At 62.4% G+C, this 19,490-nt stretch carries 17 protein-coding genes and 2 pseudogenes; 16 read left to right on the forward strand and 3 right to left on the reverse strand.

What is annotated here, in order from left to right; all coding sequences use genetic code 11:
- Window positions 1-91 precede the first annotated feature (91 nt).
- The 5 genes from U5L98_RS05670 (at window position 92) to U5L98_RS05690 (ending at window position 6,993) form a co-directional block, all read left to right on the forward strand.
- Entirely contained in the window at window positions 92-1,492 is a 1,401-nt protein-coding gene (locus tag U5L98_RS05670) for an MFS transporter (protein ID WP_322557372.1), read from the forward strand.
- Between the two features lie 157 nt (window positions 1,493-1,649).
- A complete protein-coding gene (locus U5L98_RS05675) occupies window positions 1,650-3,455 on the forward strand; it encodes an acyl-CoA dehydrogenase (RefSeq protein WP_322557373.1) in 1,806 nt (601 codons plus the stop codon).
- 81 nt (window positions 3,456-3,536) lie between these two features.
- The gene (locus U5L98_RS05680; protein WP_322557374.1) at window positions 3,537-5,168 is read left to right on the forward strand and encodes an acyl-CoA synthetase; all 1,632 of its coding nucleotides are present in this window, start codon (window positions 3,537-3,539) and stop codon (window positions 5,166-5,168) included.
- A gap of 26 nt (window positions 5,169-5,194) precedes the next feature.
- The gene (locus tag U5L98_RS05685; protein WP_322557375.1) at window positions 5,195-6,043 is read left to right on the forward strand and encodes a 3-hydroxybutyryl-CoA dehydrogenase; all 849 of its coding nucleotides are present in this window, start codon (window positions 5,195-5,197) and stop codon (window positions 6,041-6,043) included.
- 176 nt (window positions 6,044-6,219) lie between these two features.
- Window positions 6,220-6,993, forward strand: a complete 774-nt coding sequence (locus U5L98_RS05690) for an enoyl-CoA hydratase-related protein (RefSeq protein ID WP_322557376.1) — start codon at window positions 6,220-6,222, stop codon at window positions 6,991-6,993.
- An 87-nt stretch (window positions 6,994-7,080) separates the two neighbouring features.
- Here the strand turns inward: U5L98_RS05690 and thpD are convergent, their stop codons facing one another.
- Together thpD and U5L98_RS05700 are read right to left on the reverse strand one after the other, a co-directional pair.
- On the reverse strand, window positions 7,081-8,031 hold the full coding sequence (gene thpD / locus U5L98_RS05695) for an ectoine hydroxylase (RefSeq protein ID WP_322557377.1): 951 nt from the start codon (window positions 8,029-8,031) through the stop codon (window positions 7,081-7,083).
- A 198-nt stretch (window positions 8,032-8,229) separates the two neighbouring features.
- Window positions 8,230-8,982 carry a Mut7-C RNAse domain-containing protein gene (locus tag U5L98_RS05700; RefSeq protein WP_322557378.1) on the reverse strand — a complete coding sequence of 251 codons (753 nt, stop codon included), beginning with the start codon at window positions 8,980-8,982 and terminating at the stop codon, window positions 8,230-8,232.
- A gap of 240 nt (window positions 8,983-9,222) precedes the next feature.
- On the opposite strand from U5L98_RS05700, the gene U5L98_RS05705 reads away from it, so the two are divergent.
- Window positions 9,223-10,653 carry a hypothetical protein gene (locus U5L98_RS05705; protein ID WP_322557379.1) on the forward strand — a complete coding sequence of 477 codons (1,431 nt, stop codon included), beginning with the start codon at window positions 9,223-9,225 and terminating at the stop codon, window positions 10,651-10,653.
- On the opposite strand, the gene U5L98_RS05710 is transcribed toward U5L98_RS05705, so the two are convergent.
- Complete coding sequence (locus U5L98_RS05710; RefSeq protein ID WP_322557380.1) at window positions 10,650-11,555, reverse strand: DMT family transporter; 906 nt, start codon at window positions 11,553-11,555, stop codon at window positions 10,650-10,652. The genes U5L98_RS05705 and U5L98_RS05710 overlap by 4 nt on opposite strands.
- 225 nt (window positions 11,556-11,780) lie before the next feature.
- On the opposite strand from U5L98_RS05710, the gene U5L98_RS05715 reads away from it, so the two are divergent.
- The 10 genes and pseudogenes from U5L98_RS05715 (at window position 11,781) to U5L98_RS05755 (ending at window position 19,463) form a co-directional block, all read left to right on the forward strand.
- A complete protein-coding gene (locus U5L98_RS05715; RefSeq protein WP_322557381.1) occupies window positions 11,781-12,734 on the forward strand; it encodes an IS1595 family transposase in 954 nt (317 codons plus the stop codon).
- Window positions 12,735-12,839: 105 nt separating this feature from the next.
- Window positions 12,840-13,791 (forward strand): annotated as a pseudogene (locus U5L98_RS05720) (IS1595 family transposase).
- Between the two features lie 6 nt (window positions 13,792-13,797).
- A pseudogene (locus U5L98_RS05725) lies at window positions 13,798-14,745 on the forward strand (zinc-binding dehydrogenase).
- Between the two features lie 199 nt (window positions 14,746-14,944).
- Entirely contained in the window at window positions 14,945-15,331 is a 387-nt protein-coding gene (locus U5L98_RS05730; RefSeq protein ID WP_322557382.1) for a hypothetical protein, read from the forward strand.
- A 231-nt stretch (window positions 15,332-15,562) separates the two neighbouring features.
- Complete coding sequence (locus U5L98_RS05735; RefSeq protein ID WP_322557383.1) at window positions 15,563-15,919, forward strand: hypothetical protein; 357 nt, start codon at window positions 15,563-15,565, stop codon at window positions 15,917-15,919.
- A gap of 74 nt (window positions 15,920-15,993) precedes the next feature.
- Window positions 15,994-16,203 carry a GDCCVxC domain-containing (seleno)protein gene (locus tag U5L98_RS05740; RefSeq protein ID WP_322557384.1) on the forward strand — a complete coding sequence of 70 codons (210 nt, stop codon included), beginning with the start codon at window positions 15,994-15,996 and terminating at the stop codon, window positions 16,201-16,203.
- Window positions 16,204-16,233: 30 nt separating this feature from the next.
- Entirely contained in the window at window positions 16,234-17,115 is an 882-nt protein-coding gene (locus tag U5L98_RS05745; RefSeq protein ID WP_322557385.1) for an MOSC domain-containing protein, read from the forward strand.
- A gap of 732 nt (window positions 17,116-17,847) precedes the next feature.
- Complete coding sequence (locus U5L98_RS18705; RefSeq protein WP_416208208.1) at window positions 17,848-18,027, forward strand: DUF6680 family protein; 180 nt, start codon at window positions 17,848-17,850, stop codon at window positions 18,025-18,027.
- Window positions 17,990-18,343 carry a DUF6680 family protein gene (locus tag U5L98_RS05750; protein WP_322557386.1) on the forward strand — a complete coding sequence of 118 codons (354 nt, stop codon included), beginning with the start codon at window positions 17,990-17,992 and terminating at the stop codon, window positions 18,341-18,343. The genes U5L98_RS18705 and U5L98_RS05750 overlap by 38 nt, the downstream gene beginning before the upstream one ends.
- 94 nt (window positions 18,344-18,437) lie before the next feature.
- Window positions 18,438-19,463 carry an ATP-binding protein gene (locus U5L98_RS05755; RefSeq protein ID WP_322557387.1) on the forward strand — a complete coding sequence of 342 codons (1,026 nt, stop codon included), beginning with the start codon at window positions 18,438-18,440 and terminating at the stop codon, window positions 19,461-19,463.
- Window positions 19,464-19,490 lie beyond the last annotated feature (27 nt).

Consider the following 19,490-nt stretch of genomic DNA (forward strand, 5'->3'; position numbering starts at 1 on the left):
AATCGCTCCTCGGCCCGCCATGCAGGCGCTATCCTGCACTTTGCGGCATCATTTTTTCTCGTTTCCATCTGCTGTTGTGAGGCCCTTCATTATGTCGCGGCAACTGCTGGCCATGGCCCTGGCTCCCCTGCTGGGGCTCTTTATCTTGGGAATCGGCAACGGCTTTTTGGCCACGGTGATCACCCTGCGCCTGGACGCCGCCGGTGAATCGGCAGTGGTGATCGGCTGGGTCTCCTCGGCGTACTTCATCGGCCTGGCGCTGGGCGCCATGCTCAACGATCGTCTGCTGCTGCGCATCGGTCATATCCGCGCCTACGGCAGCTTCGCCTCGCTGGTGGCGGTGACCGTGCTGTTGCAGGGACTGGTGGCCGAGCCCTGGGCATGGTTCACGCTGCGCCTGATTGGCGGCTGGGCCACAGTGGGCGTCTACCTGGTGATCGAGAGCTGGCTGCTGGCCTCCGGTGATGCCAGGGTGCGCGGACGCCTTCTGGCGCTCTACATGATTTCGCTCTATGCCGCCGGCGTGCTTGGCCAACTGCTGCTGGGCGTCACCGAGGCCATGGGTGGGCCGGCGTCGTTCATGGTGATCGCCATGCTGGCCTCGCTCTCGGTGTTGCCCATGGCGATGATCCCGCGGGTTTCGCCACTGATCGAGAAGGCCGAGCCGCTTTCGCCGCTGCGCCTGATCACCCTGACTCCCACTGGGGTGGTGGGAAGCTTCGGCTCGGGACTGATGGTGGCGGCCGTCTACTCCCTGCTGCCGCTTTACCTGCAGCGCACCGGCCTCACGGTTGACCGGATCGGTCAGATGATGGCGGTGGTGGTACTCGGTGCCATGTTGCTGCAATACCCGGTGGGACGCTGGTCGGACCGCCACGACAGGCAGCTGGTGCTGATCCTGATCGGAGCCTTCTGCACGGTGATCTCTGCGGCGGTGCTGTGGTTGCCGCTGAACGCGTGGGTCCTGGCCGGGCTGCTGTTCCTGCTGGGCGGTGGTGTCTTCTCCCTCTACCCGGTAGCGGTGGGCCACGCCGCCGACCGTGCGCCGGCCGGCGCCCTGGTGCGCATGAGCCAGGGCCTTTTGCTGATCAACGCTATCGGCTCCGCAATCAGCCCGCCGCTGGTCTCCCCGGTAATGAGTCTGATGGGCGATGCCGGCCTATTCTGGGCCTTCGGCGCCATGGGGGGCATCCTGGTGGCCTTCTTCTGCTGGCGGCGCAGCGTGCGTCCGGCACCGGTGCCGGTGGCGCCGTTTTCTCCCAGCACGCCGATGTCCTCGGTGGGGGCCGAGCTGGCGGTCACCGAGGAGCAGGTCCAGGGTGCCATCGAGCACGAGCACGTCGAGGACCTTTCCAGGGCCGTTCCCGAGGTGGAGGTGGCCGAGCCGCTGGTCGGCCCGCCGCCGCCCAACGAGTCGCATATCGCCTATTTCGATGAGCCTGAAGGCGAAGACGACAAGCCGGACGCCGATAGCAGCGTCTCCCGGGGCTGAGCGATAGCAGCGTCTCCCGGGGCTGAGACGTCGGCGGGCTTCGGCGCTCCCTGCCAGGATAATGCGCTTGCTGCACATCGGTTAAGACCTTGGGATAATGGTCGGTGAAAAGTAGTGAATCTACTATCGCCGTTATCATTTTTCCCGAGGTGCACCCATGACCCCCTATGTCGCCCCCGTTCGTGACGTCCGCTTCGTGCTGGAGGAGATGCTCGAGCACGGCTCACTTGCTCTGCCTGCCTTCGAGGAGGCCAGCCCCGATCTGGTCGAGGCCGTGCTGGAAGAAGCCGCCAGGCTGGCGGGCGAGGTCTGGGCGCCGCTAAATGCCAGCGGTGACCACCAGGGCTGTCGGCTCGAGGACGGTCGGGTAACGCTTCCCGCCGGGTTTGTCGATGCCTACCAGGCCTATGCCGAGGGCGGCTGGAACGGCATCGGCGTCCCCGAGTCGATGGGCGGCCAGGGCTTGCCCGAAGTGGTGGCCAGCGCCGTTCAGGAAATGCTCCACGGCGCCAACATGGCGCTGGCGCTGTGCCCGATGCTCACCGCCGGGGCCATCGAGGCCCTGGCTCACCACGGCAGCGAAGAACAGCAGGCCGTCTACCTGCCGAAGCTGGTGGAGGGCGCTTGGACCGGTACCATGAACCTCACCGAGCCTCAGGCCGGTTCGGATCTCTCCAAGGTGCGCACTCGGGCCGTGCCCCAGGAAGACGGCAGCTACCGGCTCTTCGGCCAGAAGATCTACATCACCTGGGGCGATCACGACGCCGCCGAGAACATCATCCACCTGGTGCTGGCGCGCAAGCCCGATGCCCCCGAGGGCAACAAGGGGATCTCGCTGTTCCTGGTGCCGAAGTACTTAGTGAATGAGCCCTTGGTCGAATCCGACGGCGCGTTGGGGGCGCGCAACGACGTCACCTGCGCCTCCATCGAGCACAAGCTGGGCATCCATGGCTCGCCCACCTGCACCCTTAGCTTCGGCGAGACCGACGGCGCCATCGGCTACCTGGTGGGTGAGGAGGGCCGCGGCCTTAATCACATGTTCACCATGATGAACGAGGCGCGCCACAAGGTGGGGATCCAGGGCATCGGCGTGGCCGAGCGGGCCTGCCAGCAGGCCTTCGCCTACGCCCTGGACCGTACCCAGGGGCGCAGCCCGCGCTCCGGCCGCAATGACTGCACGATCAGTGACCACCTCGACGTGCGGCGCATGCTGCTCTCCATGCGCGCCCGTACCGACGCCCTGCGCGCGCTGGCCCTCTACTGTGCCGCCCAGCTCGATATTGCCCGACATGGCGACAGCGAGGACAGCCGCAAGACGGCTCAGGCGCGTGTCGACGTGCTGATTCCGGTGGTCAAGGCCTTTTCCACCGATCAGGCTGTGGAGATCGCCTCGCTGGGCATCCAGGTCCATGGCGGCATGGGGTTCATCGAGGAGGCCGGCGCCGCTCAGCTGCTGCGCGACGCACGCATTGCCCCCATCTATGAGGGCACCAACGGCATCCAGGCGCTGGACCTGGCCGGCCGCAAGCTGCAGCGCGACGGTGGTGCGGCGCTCGAGAGCCTGATCGAAGAAGTCGAAATCACCGCCGCAGCGCTCAAGAAGAGCGGTGAGCTCGCCGAACTCGGTGAGAGCCTGGGCGGTGGAGCCGTTGATCTGCGTGCCGCCATGACCAGAGTGCTGGAGGCGGGCGCCGACGCCGAGCAGGGCGCCGATGCCGTCCAGGCCTATGCCACCCCCTTCCTCAGCCTTGCTGGCCACGTGCTGTGTGCCTGGCAGATGGGCCAGGCCGCGCTGGTGGCCAATGCTGCCCAGGGCGCCGGCAGCGATGAGCCTTTCTATCAGGCCAAGCGCCAGAGCGCCGACTACGCTATCCGTCAGTGGTTGCCGGTGGGCCGCGCCCAGCGCGCGGTGATCGAGGCCGGCATGGAGAGCCTCGCCGGCTTCGATGCCGCCGTCCAGTAAGCACATCGGCCCGCCAACGGCCCCGCGCCGCTGGCGGCCTTTTCGCACAACAATATGTAACGCCACTTCACGGAGCCAGCCATGAGCCAGAGCATCTTCGAACAGGGCCTGCCCAAGACCCCCGCCAACTTTGTGGCGCTCTCGCCGCTGACCTTCATCGAGCGCACCGCCTCGGTCTATCCGGACTACCCGGCGGTGGTCCACGGCGAGGTCCGTCGCGACTGGGGCACCACCTGGGAGCGCTGCCGGCGGCTCGCCTCGGCGCTGGAGAAGCGCGGCATCCAGTCCGGCGAGACGGTGGCGGCGATGCTGCCCAATGTGCCGGCGATGTTCGAGGCCCACTTCGGCGTGCCGCTGGCTGGCTGTGTGCTCAACACCCTGAACATCCGCCTGGATGCCGAGGCCATCGCCTACATGCTCGAACACGGCGAGGCCAGGGCGATCCTGGTCGACCCCGAGTTTGCGGACGTGATCGAGGAGGCGGTGAGCAAGCTCGAGCGCAAGCCGCTGATCATCGACGTGGCGGACGAGCAGTTCATGGCCGACGGTCGCGCCATTGGCGAGCTGGAGTACGAGGCACTGCTCGCCGAGGGCGACCCGAGCTATCCCTACCGCCTGCCCGAGGACGAGTGGCAGGCGATCTCGCTCAACTACACCTCCGGCACCACCGGCAAGCCCAAGGGCGTGGTCTACCATCACCGCGGGGCCTACCTGAATGCTGTCAGCAACATTCTGGTGTGGGCGATGCCCCACCATCCGGTCTATCTGTGGACCCTGCCGATGTTCCACTGCAACGGCTGGTGCTTCCCCTGGACCATTGCCGCCGCTGCCGGCACCAACATCTGTCTGCGCAAGGTCGAGGCGAAGAAGGTCATGGACCTGATCGCCGACGAGCAGGTGAGTCACTTCAGCGGCGCGCCCATCGTGCTCAACGGCCTGGTCAACCTGCCCGCTGAGGACAAGCGCGATTTCGACCATCCGGTGAAGGTCACCACCGCCGGTGCGGCACCGCCCGCCTCGGTGATCGCCGGTGTGGAAAAACTCGGCATCGACGTGACCCACGTCTACGGCCTCACCGAGGTCTACGGTCCGGTGACCTCCTGCGCCTGGCGCGAAGCGTGGAACGAGCTGCCCATCGAGGAGCGGGCCCGGATCAAGTCTCGCCAGGGTGTGCGCTATCACATGCTGGAAGCGCTCTGCGTGGCCGATCCCAATACCCTGGAGCCGGTGCCGAAGGATGGCGAGACCATCGGCGAGATCCTGATGCGCGGCAACAACGTGATGAAGGGCTACCTGAAGAACGAGGCGGCCACCGAGCAGGCCCTGGAAGGCGGCTGGTACCATACCGGCGACCTCGCCGTGTGGCATGCCGACGGCTACATCGAGATCAAGGATCGTTCCAAGGACATCATCATCTCCGGCGGCGAGAACATCTCCACCATCGAGGTGGAGGATGCCATCTACGGCCATCCCGCCGTGGAGGAGGCCGCAGTAGTGGCCAAGCCCGACGAGAAGTGGGGGGAGGTTCCCTGTGCCTTCGTCAAGCTCAAGGTGGGGTACGACGAGGTCACCGAGCAGCAGATCATCGACCACTGCCGCCAGCATCTCGCGCGCTTCAAGGCGCCGAAGGCGGTGATCTTCACCGAGCTGCCCAAGACCTCCACCGGCAAGATTCAGAAGTTCGTGCTGCGCGACGAAGCCCGCAACCAGTAATTTTTAGAACACCAAGGAGAGTGTAAATGAGCCAACAACCGATCGGCGTGGTTGGCGCCGGCACCATGGGCCAGGGCATCGCCCAGGTCCTGGTCACCAGCGGCTTCGACATCAAGCTCTACGACGTGGCCGACGAGCAGCTTGAGCGTGCCCGGGCGGCCATCGACAAGGGCCTGGGCAAGCTGGTCACCAAGGAGAAGCTCACCGATTCCGACAAGGACGCCGCCCTGGCGCGCCTGGATACAACGACCGCGCTGGACGCCCTGCGTGACTGCGAGGTGATCATCGAGGCCGCCCCAGAGCAGCCGGCGCTCAAGGAGAAGCTGTTCCGCGACCTGAGCCGCCTAAGCCACGAGGCCATTCTCGCCTCCAATACCTCATCGCTGTCGCTGACTCGCCTCGCCGCCGTCTGCGAGCGCCCCGAGCGGGTGGTGGGCATGCACTTCTTCAACCCGGTGCCGGTGCTCAAGCTGGTCGAGGTGATTCGCGCCGAGCAGACTTCCGACGCTACCGTGTCGCGCATCGAGAAGCTGGCCGCCGACCTCGGCAAGACCGCGGTGCCGGTGGGCGACTCGCCCGGCTTCGCGGTCAATCGCCTGCTGGTGCCAATGATCAACGAGGCGGCCTTCCTGGTACAGGAGGGTGCCGCCACCCCGGAAGCGGTGGATGAGGCCATGAAGCTGGGCGCCGGTCACCCCATGGGCCCGCTGGCCCTGGGTGATTTGATCGGCCTGGACGTCTGCCTGGCGATCATGGAGGTGCTGCAGGATGGCTTCGGCGACCCGAAGTATCGCCCCTGCCCGCTGCTCAAGCGTATGGTCGATGCCGGCTACCTGGGCAGGAAGAGTGGCCGCGGCTTCCACGTCTATAGCTGATTTACTCGAGAACAGGGTTATCGCAGTTATTCATAGCGAGGCTTGTCGTCGGTATAGCTCCGAGCGGTCTTGCTATCTGCGATAATCTTGACCCGACAAAAGAGGGGATTGCCGCCCAACCAAGCGTTCGCTAGGGTTGGGCGGTCTACCTTCAAGAACACCATCAGGAGCCCCCAATGAGCGAATCCCCGATCGAGGTTGTAGAAAACGCCGGCTTTGTTCGCCTGACCATCAGCCGTCCCAAGGCGCTCAATGCCTTGAACAGCGACGTGCTGGTCGAGCTTGAGCGCGTGCTGGCCGAGCTCGAGACCCGCGATGACCTGCGTGCCGTGCTGATCACCGGCGCCGGCGAGAAGGCCTTCGTGGCCGGTGCCGACATCGCCGAGATGCGCGACAAGACACCGGCGGAGGCGCGCGACTTCGCCAGGCAGGCGCTGGATACCTTCAAGCGTCTGGAAACCCTGCCGGTTCCCACCGTGGCGCTGGTCAACGGCTTCTGCCTGGGTGGCGGCTGCGAGCTGGCGCTGGCCTGCGACTGGGCAGTGGCCAGCGACAACGCCGTCTTCGGCCAGCCGGAAGTGCTGCTCGGCGTGATTCCCGGCTTCGGCGGCACCCAGCGCCTGCCGCGTCGCATTGGCCCGGCCATGGCCATCGACCTGTGCACCACAGGCCGCAAAATCGATGCCAACGAGGCGCTGCGTATCGGCCTGGTCAACCGGGTCATGCCCCAGGCCGAGCTCGAAGCCTATGCGGATGAGCTCACCAAGCAGATCGGCGGTAACGGCCCCCAATCGGTGCGTGCCGCCAAGCAGGCGATCCACGACGGCATGGACCAGGACCTGGACAGCGCACTGGCGCTGGAGAACGCCCTGTTCGCGTTCTGCTTCGCCGGTGGCGAACAGACCGAGGGCATGAGCGCCTTCGTCGAGAAGCGCAAGCCCAACTTCTGATTCTGCTCTGTCTGAACGGCAACGGCCGTGGCGGAAACGCCACGGCCGTTGTCATGAGCAGCAGTTACGTGTTTTTCCCGGTGCGGATCAGCGTAGCGGTCTGACACCTTGCCCGGAGAGTTCCGGGAAGTCGTCATGCATCGTGAGCGGTTCGATGTTGCCGCGGGTGGCCAGGAATTCCGGACGCCGTGACGGGGCTGCATAGGGCTCTTCCAGGATGTTGTCCACGCTGTTGTAGACGAAGAACAGGTTGGAGCGCGGCCAGGGAGACATGTTCTCGTTCGAGGCGTGCAGGGTGTTGCACTCGAACAGCATCAGCGAGCCTGCCGGTCCTTTCGGCGCCTGGATGCCACCGCGCTCGGCCAGCCTGGCCAGCGCCTGCTGGTCGGGCACGCCTAGCTTCTGGGCCTTGAGAGACTCCTGCCAGTTCGCCTCGGGCGTCTCGCCCATGCAGGGCACGAACTCGTGGTGGGAGCCGGGAATCAGCATCAGCGGCCCGTTGAACTCGCTGTTGTCGGTCAGCATCAGCGAGGCGCTTACCGCCCGCATGCGTGGCATGCCATCCTCGGCGTGCCAGGTTTCGAAATCCGAATGCCAGTCGAAGCCGCTGCCCTGGAAGCCGAACTTGTCGTTGATGCGCGACTGGTGGATATAGACCTCGCTGCCCAGCAGCTGCCGGACCATTCCCAGGATGCGCGGGTCGCGGGTCAGACGATCGAAGTGTTTCGAGAGCTGGTGCATGCCGAACACCGAACGGATGGCGCCGCTGTTCGGGTCTCGGATGACCTGCTCGGAGCGCATCAACGCCTCGTCGTTGGCCATCTCCTTGAGCTCCTCGAAGAACGGCTCGATGCGATCGCGCGAGAAGAAACCGTCGAACCACAGGAAGCCGTCTCGCTCGTAACGCGAGAGGGCCACCTCATCCAGCGGGCCCTCCCAGCGACGCTGGTTGCGGGCGTGTATCACCGGGTCCTTGCGGGGGATTGGTGCGCGGTATTCGGTCAGACGACTGGGATAGGGATCGAAATGATCGGCCATGGAAAACCTCTTGGTGATGTCAGTAATAGCGTATTCCGGATCTCCTTGAAAAACAGGGCCCGTATTAACGGCTTTACCCGCTGAATGGTCAGCGAGAAAGATGTTCGGTATCTACTCAACTCACCTTATGTCTGGTCGGGGCCGGGTAAGTTCAACCCTTGCCGTCGCTCCGCGGCAGCATGATGGGGCAGGAAGGGGTCATTCCGATGGCTGCGCCAGCGTTTGACGAAGCTGCTCCACCCGCGCCTCCATGGGTGAAACATGGCTGCCGTGCCAGTAGAGCTGGCCGCAGCCCTCGCACTGCAGGAAGTCCTCCACGTAGCGTCTCGTCAGGGGCTCGAGCCGATCGATGATGTCCGCCTTGTCGACGGGGATGAGTCTCCCGTTGCACTGTGTGCAGCGAGTGAAGGGAGCGAAGGCCGGGGCAAGGTCGAACTCGCTGCACACTTCCTCGACCTGTTGCCAGGGCGCGTCGGCGCGCACGTAATGGGCGAGACGGATGCGCTTGCGCTTCAGCAGGTTTCGGTCGCGGGTAAGCAGGATGCGCCCTTGCTCCTCGGCCCGGGCGGCCAGCTCGGCGTCGCCGATGTCGTTGTGGTAGTGGCAATCGAAACCCAACATGCGCAAATAGCGGGCGAGGCGGCCCAGCTGGGCATCCAGCAGGAAGCGCGGGCACGATGGCGGGCGGGGACGTAGATGGCGGGCCTCCGATGGGGCAGTGGTCCAGGGGTAGACCTTCACGTGCTCACCGCCGGCCAGAATGTGGTCGAAGTCCACCGAGGCGCCGTCGACCAGAATGACGTCCACCTCGGTATGCGGTATGCCCAGCGACTCGATCACGTCCTTGATGGCCGCCCGGCGCGACACATCACGGCGGATGTTCCCGTCGCGTGACGCCGGCGGCAGGAAGTCGTTCAAGCGGTCATGGAATCGAAAATCAGCGCTGGCCATGGCGTACCTCGAAGACCCTCTGTCGCACTTGCCTTGTTCGATTCTACGCTATCCATTGATCGTGCCGAACCGGTAGGCCGGCATCTTGTGCCGGACCATTGTCGACGAGAAGGATGACAATCGGGCCTGCACCTCTTGCCGGCCGAGCGACTACGCTATTCAGTAGTGATCGGCGCGAAGCGCCGTTGGATGGGCCGAGACGCCCCGGCGGGGGCGGCGCTGAGAGCGGGAGGCTATCCCATGACTGACCGTCCCCTGATTCTGCTGCATGGCTGGAACGACGAAGGTAGCTCCTTCGAGCGGCTGGCCGGACACCTCCACCGTCGCCTGGGTGCGGAGCGAATCCAGCTTGTCGCCATCGGTGATTACCTCTCCAAGGACGACGCCCTGCGCTTCGATGACCTGGTGGCCGCCCTGGATCGCGCCTGGACGGAACGTGGCCTGCCGCGCGACGCCGCCAGCGTGGACGTTATCGTCCACTCCACCGGCGGCCTGGTGATTCGCGACTGGCTGGCGCGCCACTTTTCCCCCGACGCCGCCCCGGTCAAGCATCTGGTGATGCTGGCCCCGGCCAACTTCGGCTCGCCGCTGGCCCACCTCGGCCGTTCGATGCTGGGGCGGGTCGCCAACGGCTTCTTCAGCCGTCAGGCCGGCCAGGCGGCGTTGGAGACCGGAGCCGGCATCCTGCGTGGCCTGGAGCTTGCCAGCCCCTACAGCTGGGAGCTGGCCATGCGTGATCGCTTCGGCGAAGACGATGGCATGTACGCCCCGGGGCGCGTTCTGTGCACCGTGCTGTGCGGCAACAGTGGCTATGGCGGCATCCGGGCGGTAGCCAACGAGGATGGCGGCGACGGCACGGTGCGTCTCTCCACTGCCAACCTGAACTGTGCACGGGTGCGCATCGCCTTCCGCGAGACGCTCCGGCAGGAAGGCGGCGAGGAAATCCGGGTCACCGTGCCGGAGGTGGTCGAGTACCGGCCCTCCATCGGGCGCACCGCCTTTCGAATCCTCGACGGCCTGCACCATTCGGCGATCAAGCTCGACGACGCCTACAGCCAGTTGAGCCAGGCAAGGCTTGGAGCGCTGGATCTGATCGAGCGTGCTCTGGGCATCGAGGACGCTGACTTCGACGACTTCTGCGACGAGTGCGAGCAGGCCAATCGGCAGCTGACCCGTCAACCCGGAGGGCGCAGCGGCAAACCCGGCTTCCAGAATACCGTGGTGCGGGTGCACGACCAGTTCGACGTGCCCGTCGAGGATTATCTGATCGAGTTCTACGATCCTCGCGCCAACCGGTCGGACGGCGGCCGCCTGGCCCGCACCATCCATGAAGAGGCGATCCGCAAGGTGCATGCCTACCAGGCGGATCCCTCGCTGCGCAGCCTCTATATCGACACTGCGCAGCTGTATAACGCCGTCGCTCGTGCCGGCACCCAGTTGGGCATGTCGATCACCGCCGAGCCCATGCTCGAGGAGGACGAACAGGCGGCCCATCATACCCCGGTAGGCTTTCGCACCCTGGCCGACGAGGACATCGACGACCTCCAGCTGGACGACACCCAGCTGACGGAGTTCTTCCAGCCCCATCGCACCCTGTTGGTGGATATCTGCCTGCACCGTTCCCAGGCCGCCAATGTCTTCCGGCTGAATGAGCACCGGGCAGGCGCCTAGGCGCTGTCGGATTTGCCGTCGGCCCTTGATGCCGCGCGCTTGAGGCGCAGCATGCGGGTGGCGATGGCGGTGCCGACCAGGGTGATCGCCATGCCGGCCAGTATCTGCAGGCTGAGACGCTCGCCGAGCAGCAGGTAGCCCCACACCAGGGCGCTGACCGGCACCAGGAAGGTCACCGTGGAGGTGGCCGTGGCGCCGGCACTGGCGATCAGCCCGAAGTAGAGCAGGAAGGCCACCGTGGTGCTGAGCACCGCCAGCGCCAGGCCATTGGCCCAGGCCAGGCCGCTGATCGGCTCCGCGGGCCATAGCAGCAGCCCTGGAACGAGCAGGATCAGCGCCGACATGCTGGTGCTTCCGGCGGCCAGCACCCGCACCGGCAGGTGAGCAAGGCGGGTCTTCGAGTAGTTGCCGGCCACCCCATAGCAGAAGGTCGCCCCCAGTACGGCGAGAATGAACCAGCCGTCGCCGCCCAGGGCGAAATCCAGCCGATCGGCCGAGAGCACATAGACCCCGAACAAAGCCATGGCCAGCCCAAGATACTGCTGACGCTGAATGGGCGTGGCGAAGAACAGCGCCCCCAGCAGTGCCGTGAAGATCGGTGTGGTGGCATTGATCAGCGAGGTGAAGCCCGCCTCCAGGCGAGTGGTGGCCAACGCCAGCAGCGAGAAGGGCAGCACATGGTTGATCAAGCCCAACACGAAGAGCCTGCCGGCATTCTCCCGCACCAGCCTGAGGTAGCGAACGCTGAGCAGCAACGGCACCAGCAGCGCCGCACCCACCCCCATGCGTACCAGCACCAGCGGCACGGGGCCGAACTCGGGTGATGCCACCCGCATGAAGATGAACGACAGGCCCCACAGCGAGGAGAGCAGCAGCAGACGCAGGGTATCGGCGGGTGACATTCCGGTTCCTTGGATAGCGAGGGCGCGATCGGGTGAACCCGAAGGTTACGGTGGCTAAGGAACCATGGGAAGCCGAGACGTCACGGGGGCGCGGAATACGGCACGCAGGATGTTGACGCGTATCAAGGGCAGGCCTGATTAGCAATGATCGTCAGCCCGGTTTGCCCTCATGACGACAAAAGCTATACTGTATATGTATATAGCTTTCAGGCGGAGGATGACGTCATGGCCATGAACCCCATCCAGTTTCAGCCCGGCCTGTCGATGCCCGAGTTTTTCGAGCGCTATGGGACCGAAGCGCAGTGTACGGCGGCGTTGGAGCAGACGCGCTGGCCGGACGGCTTTCGCTGCCCGCGCTGCGAGGGCACATCCTATTCCCGGGTGCGCCGGCACCACCATACGCTGTTCCAGTGCCGCGCCTGTCGCCACCAGACCTCGCTGATCGCCGGCACCCTGATGCAGGGCACCAAGCTGCCGTTGACCACCTGGTTCCTGGCGATCCACCTCATCAGCCAGGCCAAGACCGGGCTGTCGTCGCTCGCCCTCAAGCGTGACCTCGGGGTGAGTTACCCGACGGCCTGGCTCATCCACCACAAGGTGATGGAGGCGATGGCGGAGCGCGAGGCGCGCTACGTCCTCGAGGGTCCGGTCCAGGTCGACGATGCCTACCTGGGCGGAGAGCACCGTGGCGGCAAGGCCGGACGCGGATCGGAGAACAAGGTGCCTTTCGTGGCCGCCGTCTCGCTCAACGACGCGGGCCATCCGCGCTTCGTCAGGCTCACCCCCGTGGCGGCCTTCAGCCGTGAGGCGATTGCCGAGTGGGCCAAGACGACGCTGCGGCCTGGCAGCACGGTATACTCCGATGGCCTGGCCTGCTTCGGTGCCGTCACCAGCGCAGGATGTACGCATCAGCCCACCGTCGTTGCGGGACGCAAACCCCAGGACATGCCCGAGTTTCACTGGATCAATACGGTGCTCGGTAATCTCAAGACCAGCCTCTCAGGGGCGTACCATGCCTTCGGCTTCCAGAAATATGCGGCGCGCTATCTGGCCGCGTTCAGCTATCGCTTCAACCGCCGCTTCGACCTCAGGGTGCTGCCGACACGGCTGCTCATCGCCGCAGTACGCTGCAAGCCGCGGCCCCAGCGGGTGATTCGGTCGGCTGAGCTTCATTGCTAATCAGGAGGGCAGGCCTGATTAGCAATGATCGTCAGCCCGGTTTGCCCTCATGACGACAAAAGCTATACTGTATATGTATATAGCTTTCAGGCGGAGGATGACGTCATGGCCATGAACCCCATCCAGTTTCAGCCCGGCCTGTCGATGCCCGAGTTTTTCGAGCGCTATGGGACCGAAGCGCAGTGTACGGCGGCGTTGGAGCAGACGCGCTGGCCGGACGGCTTTCGCTGCCCGCGCTGCGAGGGCACATCCTATTCCCGGGTGCGCCGGCACCACCATACGCTGTTCCAGTGCCGCGCCTGTCGCCACCAGACCTCGCTGATCGCCGGCACCCTGATGCAGGGCACCAAGCTGCCGTTGACCACCTGGTTCCTGGCGATCCACCTCATCAGCCAGGCCAAGACCGGGCTGTCGTCGCTCGCCCTCAAGCGTGACCTCGGGGTGAGTTACCCGACGGCCTGGCTCATCCACCACAAGGTGATGGAGGCGATGGCGGAGCGCGAGGCGCGCTACGTCCTCGAGGGTCCGGTCCAGGTCGACGATGCCTACCTGGGCGGAGAGCACCGTGGCGGCAAGGCCGGACGCGGATCGGAGAACAAGGTGCCTTTCGTGGCCGCCGTCTCGCTCAACGACGCGGGCCATCCGCGCTTCGTCAGGCTCACCCCCGTGGCGGCCTTCAGCCGTGAGGCGATTGCCGAGTGGGCCAAGACGACGCTGCGGCCTGGCAGCACGGTATACTCCGATGGCCTGGCCTGCTTCGGTGCCGTCACCAGCGCAGGATGTACGCATCAGCCCACCGTCGTTGCGGGACGCAAACCCCAGGACATGCCCGAGTTTCACTGGATCAATACCGGTGCTCGGTAATCTCAAGACCAGCCTCTCAGGGGCGTACCATGCCTTCGGCTTCCAATATGCGGCGCGCTATCTGGCCGCGTTCAGCTATCGCTTCAACCGCCGCTTCGACCTCAGGGTGCTGCCGACACGGCTGCTCATCGCCGCAGTACGCTGCAAGCCGCGGCCCCAGCGGGTGATTCGGTCGGCTGAGCTTCATTGCTAATCAGGTATCCTCAAGGGCGAGTACCCGGTGGAGAAGGGCCTGATCGTGGGGCACGAGCCGGTCGGGGTGATCGAGAAGCTCGGCGCCAACGTGCAGGGTTATCAGGAAGGGCAGCGGGTGATCGCCGGCGCCATCTGCCCGAGCTTCACCTCCTACGCCTGCCAGGATGGCTGCAGTGCACAGGATGGCGGCCACCATGCCCACGGCTACAAGCCCATGGGCGGCTGGCGCTTCGGCAACACCATCGACGGCGCTCAGGCCGAGTACCTGTGCGTGCCCGATGCCCAGGCCAACCTCTCGCCGGTACCCGATGGCCTCACCGATGACCAGGTGCTGATGTGCCCGGACATCATGTCCACCGGTTTCGCCGGGGCCGAATCCGCCAATATCAAGATCGGCGACAGCGTGGCGATATTCGCCCAGGGGCCCATCGGGCTTTGCGCCACCGCCGGCGCCCGGCTGCGCGGCGCGGGGCTGATCATCGCCGTGGATGGCGTCGACGAGCGCCTGGAGATGGCCAAAAAGATGGGCGCCGACGTCACGTGATCGACTTCCGCAAGGTGCGATCCTGGTCGACGAGATCTTGCAAGCATCACCGGCGGGCGCGGCGTGGATGCCTCCATCGAGGCGCTGGGGCTGCAGCAGACGTTCGAGCAGGCGCTGCGCGTGATCAAGCCCGGCGGTACCCTGTCGAGCCTTGGCGTCTACTCCGAGAACCTCACCATTCCGCTGGACGCCTTCTGTGCAGGCCTGGGCGACCACCGTATCGTCACCTCGCTGTGCCCCGGCGGCAAGGAGCGCATGCGCCGGCTGATGCAGATCATCGACAGCGGTCGCATCGACCTCGGCCCCATGGTCACCCACCGCTACCCGCTGGAGAAGATAGTCGACGCCTACGATCTTTTCTCTCACCAGCGCGATGGCGTGCTCAAGGTTGCGCTAGAGGTATCGTGACCGCCAGAATCATCTTCCAACGCCGCGATGGGCACGCCGGTTCCAGTATTGCGGTGGTTATTGCTGTTATCGGCGGTCTTTTCTGGTTTGCCGTGGTGGTGTAAGCGAGCACTTATGAGGTGGAGGTGAAAAGGCCAAAGCTGTCTCCGAACGGGTAGTCAATCACGCGGAACTCGACAAGTAGAAAACGGCCATAATCATGATAAATGAATTGAATCTAAAGACAGTATCAACGCTGGTTGCTGTCTGCGCGCTGGCTTTCGGAATTGTCAAGTTTGTGCGTGTACAGGAGATCGAAGCGGCGAAACCCTATCTGGAGAGGAAGTTGGCGTGGTGTGAGGAGGCAGTTGAAACGGCTTCCAAGATTGCCAATAGCGGAAATGGCTCTCAAGCTGACGAAAGACGGTTCTTGGAGCTATACTGGGGCGTCATGGGGATGGTTGAGAAAGACGAGATTACGAAAGCAATGATTGCTTTCGGGGAAGAGCTTGAGTCGGGGGAAAAATTGAAAAGCAAGGCGCTCGGAATAGCGCATGCCTGCAGAACGGAACTTGCAAATGATTGGTCCTCGAGTTGGGCGCGCTAGATTGCCAGCGTCAGGGCTCAGGAATACTTCACTCGAGGTGGAGCCGCTTCATTAGCTCGGCTTGATATTTTATTCATATAAGAAAGCCTTTGATATCCGCTCTTTGCTGAACCCTGTTCTTCGCCGCGGCGAGGACTCACGGATCAGCGCAAAGCAGGTTGTGGACGAAGGGGATGGCAACCGCGCGAGTTCTGGTACACTCGCTTCATTAACGCAGTAGACGGAGACACGATGGAAACGGAATTGAGCGAATTCGAGCAGCAGATGCGTCGCGAGATCAACAGCTTCATGGATAACGAGGAGGAGACACGGCGCAAGGCGGCTTCCTCAACCACGCCCCCCGAATGGCCTGGAGAAGCCGGTGACCAGGCGAAGCCCAGGGAACAGCGCAGCAAGCCGGGCGGAGCGCCGAAGACGGGCCATCTGGTGAAGCTGGCGGTACGCACCAAGCAGCTCGAGATGGATAGCGTCTTCGAACACGTATCCTCCAGCATCTCGAAGATCGAAGCCCAGCTCGAGGCCGAGAAGGCCGCCCGCGAGGCAGGCTTTCCCATCATCGGCTATGTCATCGAGACCCAGCGACTGTAAGCGCCTACTGGTAGGCCGCAAGGCAAGCCCTGTCCCTTAGCTGCCAGTAGCGGCCATCATGGAGGGAATCGCCAATGAGCGAGGTCATCCGGGAATCGACCCTCACCTGCCCCGAATGCGGGCACACCAGGACCGAGACGATGCCCACCGACGCCTGCCAGCACTTCTATGAATGCGAAGCGTGCCATCAGCTACTCAGGCCCAAGCCCGGGGATTGCTGCGTGTTCTGCTCCTATGGCAGCGTGCCCTGCCCGCCTATCCAGCAGGGGCAGGGGTGTGGCTGAGGTCACCTGCGCCGGCGACAGGAGAACCCCTTGAAGATCACCCGGCTCAATATCTACCCGGTGAAGTCGTTGGGCGGCATCACGCTCGACCACGCCAAGCTGGGCGTTCGCGGCCTGGCCCATGACCGCCAATGGATGGTGGTCGACGATATCGGCCGCTTCGTTACCCAGCGCCAGTTGCCCCACATGGCGCGGATCGTCGTGAACCTCGACGACGAGGCCCTGATGCTGTCGCATCCCGGGACGGCGCCCCTGCGTATCCCGCTTCAACGCGACGACCAGCCCCGGCTGCCGGTCTATGTCTGGGACGACCAGTGCCAGGCACTGGACGAGGGGGAGGAGGCCGCCGCCTGGCTCGGCACCGTGCTGGGCGACTACAAGGGCAGCGGGCTGCGGCTGGTGCGTTTCGCCCCGGACCAGCGTCGTAACGTCGAGCCCCACTTCCTGGCGCCCGGCGAGCAGGCTCACACGGCCTTCGCCGATGGCTATCCTTTCCTGGTGGTCTCCGAGGCCTCGCTGGCCGAGGTCAACCGGGTGCTCGAGACCAAGGGGCTGGCCCCGGTGCCCATGGCGCGCTTCCGGCCCAGCATCGTGGTGGACGCCGCCGAGCCCTTCGCCGAAAACGGCTGGGGCGAGCTTTCCCTCCACGAGGGCGCGGTCCGGCTGGGCCTGCGCAAGCCCTGTCAGCGCTGCAAGATCACCACCGTCGACCAGGCGACCGGCGAGATCGCCGTGCCCGGCGAGCCGCTGGGCACTCTGGTGCAGATGAACACCCGCCTGGCACCTGGCGGCTACTTCGGCCAGAACGCCATCCTGCTGGCGGGCGAGGGCCACACGATCGCCGTCGGCGAGGCGCTGGCGCCGAGTTCACCCACGATCACCCCGAGGGCAGACGCACACGGCCTGCCGTAAAGCAGGCCATCTTCTCATGACAGCTGCGGCTTGGTTTCGAGACCTCTCGACCACCTGAAGCCAGCCAGCCATTTGCATCAGAATCCTACGACCTTTTTATCAGGCTCCGGTGATACAACCCGAAGGAATCTTTGCTAACGTGAAGTGAATCGATGTTCGCAGGGATGCCGACACTCATATCCCGCAACAGCCAGGATGGCAGCCCTTGCGCGCCTTCTGTGCGGTAGCGTGCCTCGAGACCGGGGACGTAGGCCCACACGCGTCAGTTCGCGGCCGATGGGTTGTTTGTGTCTATATATTGGTCGAAGGGCAGCTTTCGACCGAGGCTGTGTGAAAACGTTTGTGGAATTCCAATGCGGTCAAAAAATGATCAAAAATCGTGCTCTCTCGTCAATTCTGGAGCAGTTTCATGGCGAAACCTCTCCAGATTTTGCGTACGAACGCCATCTTCAGGACGGCTCAGGAGTTTTCACACAACCTGGACCCAAAGCGGACATGCCGACAAAGGTAGCAGGCGCGTTCATTGGAAATATGCAGCATGCAAGGTGATTGGTGTTATGCTACCGAACTTTATTTAATTCCTATAAATTTCAATAGAATGATAGTTGGCTGAGCGCGCAGCATAACATTGTTAAACGCGCGTTCTCGTTCAAGTGGAATATCGAGCATGCTACATAATACAACTGATAGCGATACAACACGGAGAACAGCATGACGATAGCCGACTGGCTAATGATAACAGCAGTGTTTCTTGGTCCTGTTGTGGCAGTACGACTAACTCGCTACCTTGATAACCAAAAGGAAATCAGGGAGAGAAAGGTCAATATCTTCAAAACGTTGATGGCCACACGAGCATATACGGTTTCGTGGGCGCATGTGGAAGCGCTTAATAGAATTGCTAGAGTTCGATAAGAACCACAAAAAGGAAAGGGATGTCATTGATGCTTGGAAGGAGTACCTCGACCTACTCAACAATTCCACGATCCCTATAGATCAGTGGGGAGTAAAGCGCGTAGACCTCCTTGTTGAGCTTCTTCATAAGATGGCACGCGTTTTAAACTATGATTTCGATAAAACCCACATCAAAAATTCGTCTTATTCGCCTCGTGCGCACGGAGAAACAGAAGATGAGCAGGCAGCACTGAGACGAGGACTAATAGAAGTGCTTGGCGGCAATCGACCATTGCCAATGTTCATCACAAATTTCCCACAAGATGAAAATCGCTAACAAAGCCAATCACGGCGACAGCTTTTTCGTTGCGGCTTCGCCTCCACTACAAAGCCACGCGTGCTGGCGGCGTTAACCCCTCACAAGGAACAAGATGAGTAGCATCTACGAAGATCGAGTTAAAGAGATTCTCGCGAATTCGAGCGATGATGGGAAAGTTAGATCCAGAGAATCGACCTCTCTCGAATTCAAAGAAAGCTTTGGTTTCAAAAGTTTGGCTAAATATCTCAAGACAATTTGTGCCTTTGCCAATACGCAAGGCGGGGTGCTTGTTTTTGGTGTTACTGATAGCCCGAGAACTTTGAAAGGAATTGATAAGGATAAATTTGATCAGATTAAAATAGAGCAGCTATCCACGTACCTTTCGGAGTACTTCAGTCCAGAAATTCACTGGGATATCGGAATCGTCGATTTTAAAAGAAAGCACTACGGATTTATCGCAATTGAAGAAGCGGGTGATAAGCCAGTAATATGTAAGAAAAACTCCGGTGATATCCTAAAAGATGGAGATATTTACTATCGGTATCGAGGAACAAGTAAGCGAATCGAGTTTCCCGAGTTGAAGCGGATGCAGATTGAAATCCGAGAAAAAGAAAGAAAGCTATGGATGGAGCATATAGAAAAAATATCGCGAATTGGACCAAAAAATGTAGCGCTGCTTGATCTTTATAGCGGTAAAATGGAATCCTCTAATATAGCGAACAACTTTGTTATAGATGAAGAGCTATTGGCCAGCTTGAAAAATGAGGTCTCTTTTGTTCAAGAGGGACATTTTAAGGAAAAAGAGGGAGCCCCTACGCTCAAGCTAGTAGGGAATCTTGCGCCAGTCGATACTGTGGTGGTTCCTAATCTTGATCCAAACAAAGATTATCCGTTTTTGGTTAAGCATCTGGCAGATGAGCTGCAGATTCGACCCTATGATGCCCAGGTTCTTGTCTGGAAGCTGGGCCTAAAAAGCAGCAAAAGATATTCAATCGAAGTTAACGCTGGTGCTTCAACTATATTTAAGTATTCCAAGTATGCGCTAACAGCTATACGTGACGAGCTGGCAAAACACGACGATAAGAAAGAATATCTAGCTAATGCGAGCAAAGAATATCAATCACGCAAGAAGGGTTAACAAACCGTTGCGCCGGACAAGCCGGTG

Source organism: Halomonas sp. (assembly GCF_034520545.1).
In the GTDB taxonomy this organism is placed as follows: Bacteria; Pseudomonadota; Gammaproteobacteria; order Pseudomonadales; family Halomonadaceae; genus Halomonas.

Coding starts and splice junctions, on each gene's coding strand:
- U5L98_RS05710 (WP_322557380.1), bottom strand. CDS start 11,555: ATGTCACCCGCCGATACCCTGCGTCTGCTGCTGCTCTCCTCGCTGTGG.
- U5L98_RS05755 (WP_322557387.1), top strand. CDS start 18,438: ATGAGTAGCATCTACGAAGATCGAGTTAAAGAGATTCTCGCGAATTCG.
- U5L98_RS05740 (WP_322557384.1), top strand. CDS start 15,994: ATGAGCGAGGTCATCCGGGAATCGACCCTCACCTGCCCCGAATGCGGG.
- U5L98_RS05680 (WP_322557374.1), top strand. CDS start 3,537: ATGAGCCAGAGCATCTTCGAACAGGGCCTGCCCAAGACCCCCGCCAAC.
- U5L98_RS18705 (WP_416208208.1), top strand. CDS start 17,848: ATGATAACAGCAGTGTTTCTTGGTCCTGTTGTGGCAGTACGACTAACT.
- U5L98_RS05715 (WP_322557381.1), top strand. CDS start 11,781: ATGGCCATGAACCCCATCCAGTTTCAGCCCGGCCTGTCGATGCCCGAG.
- U5L98_RS05670 (WP_322557372.1), top strand. CDS start 92: ATGTCGCGGCAACTGCTGGCCATGGCCCTGGCTCCCCTGCTGGGGCTC.
- thpD (WP_322557377.1), bottom strand. CDS start 8,031: ATGGCCGATCATTTCGATCCCTATCCCAGTCGTCTGACCGAATACCGC.
- U5L98_RS05730 (WP_322557382.1), top strand. CDS start 14,945: ATGATAAATGAATTGAATCTAAAGACAGTATCAACGCTGGTTGCTGTC.
- U5L98_RS05700 (WP_322557378.1), bottom strand. CDS start 8,982: ATGGCCAGCGCTGATTTTCGATTCCATGACCGCTTGAACGACTTCCTG.
- U5L98_RS05675 (WP_322557373.1), top strand. CDS start 1,650: ATGACCCCCTATGTCGCCCCCGTTCGTGACGTCCGCTTCGTGCTGGAG.
- U5L98_RS05750 (WP_322557386.1), top strand. CDS start 17,990: ATGTGGAAGCGCTTAATAGAATTGCTAGAGTTCGATAAGAACCACAAA.
- U5L98_RS05705 (WP_322557379.1), top strand. CDS start 9,223: ATGACTGACCGTCCCCTGATTCTGCTGCATGGCTGGAACGACGAAGGT.
- U5L98_RS05685 (WP_322557375.1), top strand. CDS start 5,195: ATGAGCCAACAACCGATCGGCGTGGTTGGCGCCGGCACCATGGGCCAG.
- U5L98_RS05735 (WP_322557383.1), top strand. CDS start 15,563: ATGGAAACGGAATTGAGCGAATTCGAGCAGCAGATGCGTCGCGAGATC.
- U5L98_RS05690 (WP_322557376.1), top strand. CDS start 6,220: ATGAGCGAATCCCCGATCGAGGTTGTAGAAAACGCCGGCTTTGTTCGC.